The sequence below is a fragment of the Myxococcus dinghuensis genome (assembly GCF_024198235.1).
GTDB classification, from domain to species: domain Bacteria; phylum Myxococcota; class Myxococcia; order Myxococcales; family Myxococcaceae; genus Myxococcus; species Myxococcus dinghuensis.
Genome location: NZ_JAKCFB010000083.1, coordinates 1 through 10,093, shown reverse-complemented (window position 1 = coordinate 10,093; position 10,093 = coordinate 1). Strand labels below are relative to the sequence as shown.

The 10,093-nt window shown below is 64.8% G+C and carries 9 protein-coding genes; all 9 read right to left on the bottom strand.

The genetic code is table 11. The features are described 5' to 3' along the window. Positions 1 to 84 precede the first annotated feature (84 nt). The 9 genes from LZ198_RS42130 to LZ198_RS42090 all read right to left on the bottom strand — a co-directional run bounded on the left by LZ198_RS42130 (position 85) and on the right by LZ198_RS42090 (position 9,766). Entirely contained in the window at positions 85 to 276 is a 192-nt protein-coding gene (locus tag LZ198_RS42130; RefSeq protein ID WP_253977830.1) for a hypothetical protein, read from the bottom strand. Between the two features lie 123 nt (positions 277 to 399). Then, complete coding sequence (locus tag LZ198_RS42125; RefSeq protein ID WP_253977829.1) at positions 400 to 3,423, bottom strand: type I restriction endonuclease subunit R; 3,024 nt, start codon at positions 3,421 to 3,423, stop codon at positions 400 to 402. Beyond that, entirely contained in the window at positions 3,420 to 4,790 is a 1,371-nt protein-coding gene (locus tag LZ198_RS42120) for a restriction endonuclease subunit S (RefSeq protein WP_253977828.1), read from the bottom strand. The genes LZ198_RS42125 and LZ198_RS42120 overlap by 4 nt, the downstream gene beginning before the upstream one ends. Positions 4,791 to 4,822: 32 nt before the next feature. Next, positions 4,823 to 6,943 carry a type I restriction-modification system subunit M gene (locus tag LZ198_RS42115; protein ID WP_253977827.1) on the bottom strand — a complete coding sequence of 707 codons (2,121 nt, stop codon included), beginning with the start codon at positions 6,941 to 6,943 and terminating at the stop codon, positions 4,823 to 4,825. Next, entirely contained in the window at positions 6,943 to 7,215 is a 273-nt protein-coding gene (locus LZ198_RS42110; protein WP_323383485.1) for a helix-turn-helix domain-containing protein, read from the bottom strand. Before LZ198_RS42110 ends, LZ198_RS42115 begins: the two co-directional genes overlap by 1 nt. Before the next feature lie 129 nt (positions 7,216 to 7,344). Further along, positions 7,345 to 7,788 (bottom strand): hypothetical protein, encoded by a 444-nt coding sequence (locus LZ198_RS42105; protein WP_253977826.1) that lies wholly within the window; start codon positions 7,786 to 7,788, stop codon positions 7,345 to 7,347. After that, complete coding sequence (locus LZ198_RS42100) at positions 7,785 to 8,069, bottom strand: hypothetical protein (protein WP_253977825.1); 285 nt, start codon at positions 8,067 to 8,069, stop codon at positions 7,785 to 7,787. The genes LZ198_RS42105 and LZ198_RS42100 overlap by 4 nt, the downstream gene beginning before the upstream one ends. A gap of 60 nt (positions 8,070 to 8,129) precedes the next feature. Continuing rightward, positions 8,130 to 8,348 (bottom strand): hypothetical protein, encoded by a 219-nt coding sequence (locus LZ198_RS42095; protein WP_253977824.1) that lies wholly within the window; start codon positions 8,346 to 8,348, stop codon positions 8,130 to 8,132. A gap of 98 nt (positions 8,349 to 8,446) precedes the next feature. Further along, a complete protein-coding gene (locus tag LZ198_RS42090) occupies positions 8,447 to 9,766 on the bottom strand; it encodes a PIN-like domain-containing protein (protein WP_253977823.1) in 1,320 nt (439 codons plus the stop codon). Between the last annotated feature and the right edge of the window lie 327 nt (positions 9,767 to 10,093).

The window sequence follows — 10,093 nt, the reverse complement described above, 5'->3', positions numbered from 1 at the left end:
GGAAGAACCAGTTCCGCCGGCTTCGAGTCCGCGACGAACGCAGGGACGATGTCCACTTCGGCTTCCTCGTCCTCGGTTGCTGCCTCATGCTCCTGCGCCGCCTCTACCCTGACATTTGTTAGAGCCTCTAAGGTGTGCCGCGAGCTGGTCGGCTAGTACGTTGTGCTGCTTCGCCCGCTCCTCGGCGATGAGGGCTTCAAGGGCCTTCCGAAACAGCTCTTGGTTGCCCTCCGCCCCAGCTCTGACGATGTCCAACAGCAGGTCAGCGCGTGCCATGTTTATCCTCCTTGCAGAGGGCACAACGCGCCTGTTGCCTGCAGAAAGGGACACGCTTTCCATCGTGATCGCTCACGCCGTTGTTTGTGCGCCGGGCCCTCCCCATGTTTGGAGTCGTCGCCGTCATACATTCGCCTCGCTCTTGCCGTCTCGAATCTCGTCGTAGATCCGCCTCACGATCAGACGGAACGCGAGGTCCTGGAACTGCGGGTCGTTGAGGTAGCGGGTGACGATCTCTTGGTTCTGGTCCATGCAGTCGACCATCAGCCCCTCGACCTTGCCCTTCATCGCGAGGGCGAAGTTGTCGAGCGGGTTGGCCTTCGCGCGCTGGACCACCTCGTCGTCGAGCTTCGCGGCGGCGACGAACTGGTCGAAGAGGATCTGGTCGACCTGGTTGAACTCGGTACCGAAGCGCTCGTTCAGCACCTCAATGATCTCGGAGAGCTGCGCTTCGTCGTCCTTGGCCTTCTTGGTGCCGACCTCGGAGGCGCCGTAGACAACGCAGGGCTCGGCGACTCGCAGGACGATGAAGCCCTCCGACAGCTTGTCGAGCCGGTAGTACTTGAGCGCTACGTCACCGTCGAGCTGGAGCGGGTCCTTCTTCGGATCCTGCGGCAGCTTGGTCTCGAGGAACCGCGTGAACGTGTAGAGCTTCTCGAGGTCCGGGTCGGTGAACGGCATCACCTGCGAGAGGAAGGCGTAGAGGCGGACGAACGCCCCGAGCCGGTTCTTGAACTCTTCACGCGGCACCTCGTCCAGCGCCTTGAACCTGTCGACGCCCGGGTTGAGGTGTCGGTTCATCTCGGCCTGATCATGCACGGTCTGCTTCTCGCGCGGCGAAAAGAACATCTTGCAGAAGGCCTCGACCTCAGACTTCCAGAAGACCTGCGCGGCCTCAAGCTTGTGGGCGAGGTCGTAGAGCTGCTGCGGATCGGCCGTGTCGGCGACGGTGGTCGCCTCGTAGTAGGGTTGGAAGCTCCGCTGGATCTCCTCGGTGTTGTTCACGAAGTCGAGGACGAAGGTGTCGGTCTTGCCGGGCGCGGTGCGGTTCAGGCGCGAGAGCGTTTGCACGGCCTGCACGCCCGAGAGACGCTTGTCCACGTACATCGTATGGAGAAGCGGCTGGTCGAAGCCGGTCTGGTACTTGTTAGCGACGAGCAGGATCTGGAACTCGTCCCCGTCGAAGGCGCCGGGCAGAGCGGCCTCGGAGATGTGCTTTCCGCGCCTGTCGATGTTCATGCCCGGCTCGGTGAACTCGAGGTCCGTGTCGGGATCCTTCACCGTGCCCGAGAACGCAACGAGCACGCCGATGTCCCCGTAGCCCTTCTCCTTCAGGTAGGCCTCGAATGCCTGCTTGTACCGAACCGCGTGCAGGCGCGAGCTCGTGACGAGCATCGCCTTGGCGCGTCCACCGAGCTTGTGCCGGACCTTGGCGCGGAAGTGCTCGACCATGACCTCGGTCTTCTGCGCGACGTTGTGCGGATGCAGGCTCATGAAGCGCGCGAGCTGGCGCGCCGCTTCTTTCTTCGGCACGCGCGGATCGTTCTCGGTCGCCTTCACCAGCCGGTAGAACGCCTTGTACGTAGTGTAACTCTTGAGCACGTCGAGGATGAAGCCCTCCTCGATCGCCTGGCGCATCGAGTAGAGGTGGAAGGGGCGCGGCTTTCCCTCGGCGTCGCGCGTGCCGAAGATCTCGAGCGTCTTGGCCTTGGGCGTCGCGGTGAAGGCGAAGTACGAGAGGTTCTTCTGCCGCCCGCGCGAAGCCATCACGGCCGCGAGCACCTTCTCCTCGGAGTCGTCCTCATCGCCCTCGGCGTCGGCACGCTCGGCCTCTTCGAGCGAGGTTGCGGCGAGGACCTGCTTCATCTTCCTCGCCGACTCACCGGTCTGCGAGCTGTGCGCCTCGTCGACGATGAGGGCGTAGCTCTTGCTCTTCGTCTTGCCGATCTTGTCGAGGATGACCGGGAACTTCTGGAGCGTGGTGATGATGATCGGCGTGCCATCCGCGAGCGCCGCTGCGAGCTGGTCGGAGTGCTCGTCGATCTTCGCGACGACGCCCTGCTTGTGCTCGAACTGGTAGATGTTGTCCTGGAGCTGCTTGTCGAGCACGCGGCGGTCCGTGATCACGATGACCGAGTCGAACACGCGCGCGTCGCTCTGGTCGTGCAGGCTCGCGAGACGGTGCGCGAGCCACGCGATGCTGTTCGACTTCCCCGATCCGGCCGAGTGCTGAATCAGGTAGTTGTGGCCGGGCCCATCGACGCGCGCGGCGGCCTCGAGCCTGCGGACCGCGTCGAGCTGGTGGTAGCGCGGGAAGACGCTCTTCTCCTCCTCGACCTTCTTGCCCGCGCGCAGCTTCTCCTCCTTGGTGAGGTGGAGGAATCGGCCGACAATGTCGAGGAAGGAGTCGCGCTGCCAGACCTCCTCCCAGAGGTACGCGGTGCGGTAGCCGCTCGGGTGCTCGGGGTTGCCTGCACCGCCGTGCCCGCCGCGGTTGAAGGGCAGGAACGTCGTACCTTCGCGAGCGAGCCGGGTGGTCATGTAGGCGAGGTCGGGATCAACGGCGAAGTGGACGAGCGCGCTCCGCTTGAACTGAAAGAGCCGGTGCCGGGGATCGCGCGCGCGGTACTGCGCGATGGCGTGCTGAACGGTCTGCTGCGTTAGCGGGTTCTTCAGCTCGACGGTTGCGATCGGCAGACCGTTGAGCGACAGCATCAGGTCGACGGAGTGGTCTTCGTCCTTGTCGCCGCTCGGCGCGAAGCGCACCTGCCTCGTGACCGCGAGTCGGTTCTCGGCGTAGGCCGCGAGCACGTCGGGGTTCAGGCCGTGGGCTGGCTTGAAGGTCGCGCAGTCGATCCTCTTGCCGAAGAACTTGAGGCCATGCCGAAGCACATCGAGGGTGCCTCGGCTGTTGAGCGCCTTGACCACCGCGTCGAGCACAGCGGCCTCGAGCCCGGCGCCATGCTGCGCACGCAGCTCGGCCCAGAGCGCGCTCTGCGTGGCCTCGATGAAGGCGAAGAGTTCGGTCGGCAAGAGCGCCCGGTTGCGGTCGAAGGCCTGCGGCTCGACCCTGCGCCAGCCGCCGACGGTCACCAAGTGATGCTCAATGGCGTCCTCGAACGCTCGCTCGGTGTGCTTGGCGGTCATGCGAGTTCGGCCTCCGCGTGGTGGCTGATTACGGAAGCCGTTAGAGCGACCGAAGCGATGTCGAGCTTGCCGGTAACGGCGGCGGTGATGAGCGCTTGGCGATACTCGCGGAGGCGATCAAGCTGGTCGCCGACTCGAACGGCGACCCCATCGAGGCGACGGAGTTCCACGTGCATCCGGGTGACGATCTGCCGCTGCTCGTCGATGGGCGGTACAGCGATCTGAAGGGTGCGAACGTCCTCGCCCGAGATCTTGAACGTTCCGTTGGACGTCTTCGCCAAGGTCTCGACTTGCCCGCGGACGTAGGGCGAGTTGATCGCAGCGACGAGAAACTCGGGCATGAGCCGCCTTCCAGCGCGCATCCTCATGAGAATGTCCGGATACGTGCACTCCTCCGGCACGGTCTCGACGAGACCGCAGGTGCCGACAAGAGAGAGACTCCCGTTGCCGCGCATGAGCAGGATGTCTCCGCGCGCAAGCCAGTACGCGCGAGCCGAAGCACGGTCGAAGTCGACGTACTTCTCGTTGCCCTCGATCGTGACCTTGCCGTCGCGCACAGCCGAAATGGAGAAGGACAGCACGCCTTCACCGGCTGCAGTCGGCGGCGATACCCCGTTCCTCGGCCCGAAACTGAGTAGGTATCGCAGAGGTACGATCTGCCAATTGCGCGGAATCGACGGCAGAGCTTCGTTGCCCGATTCCTTCATCGGCGCGTTCGGGCCGAGCCCCTTGGTCACGGCCTGCGTGATGAGCGCCTGCCGCTTCTCCGCGAGGAGCGCGAGCACCTGCTCCTTCTTCGCAATCAGTGCGTCCAGCTTCGGCAAGCGCGCACGAAGGTGCGCAACGATTCGCGTCTGCTCGTCGCGCGGTGGCACGGGGATCGCGAGCCGCCGGATGTCTGGCATGTAGATTGTCTGATGGGTCGAGCCCGTCATCACCCTCGAGAACTCGTCACGCATCGCTCGCAGGGCGTAGAGCAGGTACTCAGAGACGACGCGCTCACCCGGCACCCAGTTCGCGAAGTCTTGGGTCGTCGCCATTGGTCGCGGCATGATCCCGGCAAAGCCGACAGAGGCCGTGCGCGAGAGGGCGACGGTCCCAGCAGGCAAGAGGCGCGCTGCCGAGTGTGCGATGCCCATCGGGCTGATGCACTCGCTGGTCTCGCCAAGGTAGTCCTGCGTGCCTTCGCGGAGCTGCCACACGTCGGCGAGCGAGAACCACGGGATCGTGCACTCCGACGGCACCCAGTACTCGGGATGTTGGCGGCTTGGCGTGTGGCCGGACTCAAGCTTGGCGACGAGGCAAATCTTGGCGACGTCCCAGTCGGAGGGAATGTCGCCAGCCCAGCCGAGCCCCGATGGCTTCATCCTTCGCGCCTTCGCTTGAGTTGCCGTCCCGGTCACGCGAGCACCTCGCGAAGCAGCCCCTGGATCTCCTTCTCCAGCGCGCGGATCTCGCCCTCGATCACCGCAAGCGGGCGCAGCGGCGTGTACTGATAGAAGTGCCGCGAGATCGGGATTTCGTAGCCGACCTTCACCTTGCTCTCGTCGACGATGACCGCCTTGCCGCCCTGGATGTCGACCCCAGCGATCCAGGCGTCCGGCACGTGCGGCTTCACCTCGCGCTCGAAGTAGGCCGCGATATCCTCCTTGAGCGGCACGTTCTCGGTGTCGCGAAGGTCGGCGTCGGGCTCGGGGCGACCCTTGGAGTCCGTGCAGATGTCGGCGCTCTCGTCGCGCTCGCTGAGCGCCGAGAGAATCGCCTTCTTCACTGGCGCCGGCACGCTGAGGCCCGCGCGCGACAGCGCCACGGCGAGCTCCTCTTCGAACAGCTCGCGCTTCTTGTAGACCGTCTTCGCGTCGAGTCGTCCAAGCGCCGCGAGGATGGCCTCCTGAAGTTCAGTCCCTTCGGCGATCTCCTTCTCTCCCGCCGCGCCCTTCTTCTTCGAGGTCGCCAGCGCGGCGAACGCCTTCTCCTCGCGCAAGCGCGCGAGCCGCTCCGGCGAAGCCTGGAACGAGAGCCGCAGTGGATGCTCCACCGTGATCCGCCGATAGCCGAAGTCCTCGTTGTCGAAGATCTTGCTGATCGCGCTCGTACGAAACTCGCCGAAGGTCGTAGCGATCGCTGCGATGTGCTCGGGCGACAGTTCGTTGCGCTTGTTGCCGAGCGACTTCTTCATCTTCTGGAACAGCTCTACGGCGTTGATGAGCTGCACCTTGCCGCGCCGGTGCTTCGGCTTCTTGTTCGTCAGCACCCAGATGTAGGTGGCGATGCCGGTGTTGTAGAAGAGCTGGTCGGGCAGCGCGACGATCGCCTCGAGCCAGTCGTTCTCGAGGATCCACCGGCGGATCTCGCTCTCGCCGCTCCCGGCGTCACCCGTGAACAGCGGCGAGCCGTTGAACACGATGCCGATGCGGCTACCGCCTTCGCCGGTCTTGCTGTCGACCGGCTTCATCTTCGCGAGCATGTGCTGGAGGAACAAGAGCGCGCCATCGTTGATGCGCGGCGTGCCCGCGCCGAAGCGCCCGGCGAAGCCTTGCGTGTCCCGCTCGGCCTCGACGATCTTCTGCACGTTCTTCCAGTCCACGCCAAATGGCGGGTTCGACAGCATGTAGTCGAAGCGATGGCCCGCATGCCCGTCCTGGTCGAACGAGTTCCCGCGGACGATGTTCTCGGGGTTCTGCCCCTTGATGATCATGTCGCTCTTGCAGATCGCGTACGACTCCGGGTTCAGCTCCTGACCGAACACCTCGAGCCGCGCGTCGGGGTTGAGCTCGCGCAGGTACTCCTCAGCGACGCTCAGCATGCCGCCGGTTCCGCACGCAGGATCGAACAGTGTCCGCACGATGCCCGCGCGACGCAGCGCCTTGTCGTCCTCGACGAAGAGCAGGTCGACCATCAGCCGGATGATCTCGCGCGGCGTGTAGTGATCACCGGCCTCTTCGTTCTTCTTCTCGTTGAAGCGCCGGATGAGCTCCTCGAACACGCTCCCCATCACGTGGTTTGGAACGGTGTCGGGGTGGAGGTCGACCTCCGCGAAGAGACCGATGACTTGGTAGAGCAGGTTGGCGTCGTCGAGCCGCGTGATCTGCTCGTCGAACTTGAACTGCTCGAGGATGTCGCGCGCGTTTTGCGAGAACGCCTTCAAGTACCCGCGGAGGTTCTGCGCGATCTGGTTCGGATCGCCCTTGAGCCGCCCAAAGTCGAGCTTCGACGTATTGTAGAAGGGGACCCCCGTGATCTTGCGAAGGGCGACGTCCACGGCCGGATCGCTCGCCTTCATGCCCTTGGCTTTCAGAGCTTCGAGACGGGCGAGGACCTTGTCCTTCGTAGGCTCGAGCACACAGTCGAGGCGCCGCGCGACGAGCAGCGGCAGGATGACCTTGTCGTACTCGTTGGGCCTGTACGCACCGCGCATCCGCTCGGCGTTCTGCCAGAGGAAGTCGGCGATCTCGCGGAAGCTCGCGAATCGCTTGGTGGACGTGATCTCGGCACTCCCCGCACCGTTGCTCTTCGACATCAGCTCTTCCTCGTGGTCTTCGTCTGGCTCTTCGTGGTGCGCTTCGGCCGGCGCGGGGCTTCGGGCTCGTCATCGACCGCGCCGCCCGCGCGGACCCAGTCATCCACCTCGGAGAGCTTGAATTTCCAGAGGCGACCGAGCTTGTGAGCGGGCAGACCACGCCCCTCAATCCAGCGGTAGACGGAGTCGCGCGCGACGCCAAGGTGTGCGGCGACGTCTTCGACCGAGACCCAGGGTTCGGCAGTGGTCATCATGCTGGCTCCGCTCGGCATGGGTCACTCCTGCACACCCGAGCAGAGTGCATCAAGCGGATGAAGCCTACAAGAGCCGAAGAGAGTCGTAGAGCGCTGGACTGAACGGGACGACGCCGACACGGCCCGTCGTGGCGCTGAGAACCTTCGTCAGGCCTTCGCAGCCCGAATCGCGACCTTCGCCCACGCCGCTCGCTGCTCGGCCCACGTGCCCGCGTGAGCCACCGCTCGGAGCGTTCGCTCAGCCATCGGCTCGGCCCCGTCGATCGCCTCGAACTCGCGGACCCTCGCGTGCAGGTCGGGCGCGAGCAGGAGCAAGTCGAGCAGCTGCGTCACCCGGGCCCGCGTGAGCCCCAGCTTGCGCGCCACGGTGGCTCGGTTCGGCACCAACTCCCGATCGATGGCGCCCTGGAGGTGGTGCGCCAGGGCGAGCATCCGGGCCACATGCGCCGGCCGACGCACGGGGGCAGGCGGCGGTGGTGGCGGAGCCTCCTGCAAGACCACGCGCTTCTTCCGCTTCTCGCTGAATAGCGTCCCCACCAGCACTCGGCGGTCGGCGGGCTGCGACTTCTCCTCAGAGTCAGCGTTGCTCATGCCGCAGCCTCCTGCCCCTCAGCGCCCAGGGCAGAGCCTCCCACCTCGGTGGCCGCGGCGGACTTCGCGAGGTGCGCCTCCATCTGCTCGCCCCGCTCGTCCACCACCGCCTTCTCCACCAGCGCCCGGAGTAGTCGCCCTCGATTAGGTGGGGTGACCACCTCCCACATGCCGGCGAAGTCCCCGAGAGCCCGAGCCACCCGCTCCCCTTCCGCACGCTGCTCATTCACCGCCTTCACGGTGCGCTCAACCTCGGCCAGGTTCCCCTCCCAGCGGCGCAAGTCGCTCGCTCTCCAGCTCCAGCCGCTTCGAGATCGCCTCGCGCGCCCTACCCTCCAAATTCATCGTTCCCGCACGTTTCGCGCCACGCTGGCCGAGGCCTTCGCCAGCTCCGCTGGCAGTTCCTCTCGACGCCGCTTCAGCCGCGCCCGCTGCATCTGAAGGCACTGCTCCAGCGAGGTTTTCGTCCCTGCCATCAGTGTCCCGTCCCGCGGCGGGTCGATGATTCGGGCAACGACGTACTCCTCAGTGAAGGGCGTTGCGGTGTCGTCAACGGACACGCCTCCTTGCCCTGTTTGTAGCGGGCGGTGCAGCTGTAGTAGCCGCACCCTTACTTTCCCCCGCCGAGTTGATCCCGGGTTCATGGCCCGGCGGCTGATCAGTCGGCGTCAGCAGAGGCGCTGGGAACCTGATCGGGAGTTCCCGGCGGTCGATCCCCACGTCGACGGGTGAACACAGATGCGTCGCGGGCCCGATGCGCATGGAATCTCTCGCCACACGAGGTGCATGTCGGCAACGCGCTGTCCATAAAGTTCCGGCCGATGAGCACGGAGACACCGGCGGCGCAGTACGGACAGTCCACCTTCACGTCGGCCACTCCGTCGACGCGAGGTGCACCTCCCCTCGCACGTGCGAATACGCCCTCACCGCTGCGGTGTGCGTGGAAGCGTGCACCACAGGCTGCGCATTTGGGCATTGCACTTGAACCAATGCTGTGCCCCAACTCAACTTCGACGGCGCTTTCGCAATTCGGGCATGCAACCAACTCAAGGGTCGTCTCCCGGCTGCGCTGCTCCTCTTGCTTGATCTCCTCGACCGCGGAATCTTCCACTTGAAGGAGTTCCAGCAGTTCGCTCATCTGGATGATGTAGAAAGCCGCTCCGTCAGAGGCTCGCCTGTACTCATCGACCAACTCGAAGCGAGGGAGGAACCCGCGGCCACCAGAGCGGTGCTGCCAGTCAGACTTCTCCTCTCCCGTCACGAAGATGAGCGGTCGTTTGCGCTCCCGTGCAAGTTCGAGGATGGTCCACCAGATCAAGAGGTCCCCGACACCACCGTCGGACTTGGCAGCGTCCTTGTAGCCCGGAGGAATCTCGTGCTCGACGCGCCGACGGAGGTCCTTCAGCACCTCGGACTTGTCGAACATTGGGTCTCGAATGCATGCCGGGGTGAACAACCGTGAGTATGCGACGCTCACCGGGTCGTTGCCCTCCCAGGACAAGATGGTGTCCCGAAGTGACCGTACCGCCTTGATGAAAGCCGCTCGCGCATCTCCCAGAGAGGCCACGGCGTCCACGAGCGCGCGATACTCGGGCAGGTCCTTGAGCAGAGGATAGGCGGGGTCCTCCGGAGCAACGATGCGGCTCGATTGATCGGAGAGCGCCTGGAGCAGTTCTGCCAGCTTTGCGGGCCGGAGACGCATAAACTCTCGCGCCACTCGACCTGGAACGAACAACCTGCCGTCGTCCCGGAGCGGCGTGAGCGCAGCCTCGATCTGATGAAGGCTGCTGGTGCCAGCGCGATAGGGCAACAGAAGGACGTTGGTGTCGAGAACGACGTCCGCCTTCGCGAGGACATCCGCCACCGAAAGCCGCTGGTCGGCGAAGCCAGCCCCAGCGTCAGGCAAGAGCGTCTCGGCGAGGAACACCGCCTCCTCCGTCAACCCGCTAAGGTCAGGCTTGTCGCTCGTCTTCGCCACCGAATCTCCGTAGGCAGCAGGACCACTGGGTATTCGCGCCCATCGCTTGTAACTGACCTTACCACAGTGGAGCACGGTAGACGTCTCAGACAACGCCGTGCACATGCTATCGGCGCGCTGAGATGTGGCGCCGTGCGGGTGCACGGCGGGTCTCGACTACTGTGCCTACCCAAAATTCGGTCGCTGCGGCATGCGTGCGCTCCTCCGCCCCAGGGTTTCTTGAGACACCGCTCTGGGGGATAACCTCCCCCTCGTGAGGTGGATGTGAAGAAGCAGCAGAAGCAGGACAGGACGGCGGAGCGCGGTCGGTTCTGAAGCGAAGCGGAA

Coding starts and splice junctions, on each gene's coding strand:
- LZ198_RS42130 (WP_253977830.1), bottom strand. CDS start 276: ATGGCACGCGCTGACCTGCTGTTGGACATCGTCAGAGCTGGGGCGGAG.
- LZ198_RS42125 (WP_253977829.1), bottom strand. CDS start 3,423: ATGACCGCCAAGCACACCGAGCGAGCGTTCGAGGACGCCATTGAGCAT.
- LZ198_RS42120 (WP_253977828.1), bottom strand. CDS start 4,790: ATGAAGCCATCGGGGCTCGGCTGGGCTGGCGACATTCCCTCCGACTGG.
- LZ198_RS42115 (WP_253977827.1), bottom strand. CDS start 6,943: ATGTCGAAGAGCAACGGTGCGGGGAGTGCCGAGATCACGTCCACCAAG.
- LZ198_RS42110 (WP_323383485.1), bottom strand. CDS start 7,215: ATGCCGAGCGGAGCCAGCATGATGACCACTGCCGAACCCTGGGTCTCG.
- LZ198_RS42105 (WP_253977826.1), bottom strand. CDS start 7,788: ATGAGCAACGCTGACTCTGAGGAGAAGTCGCAGCCCGCCGACCGCCGA.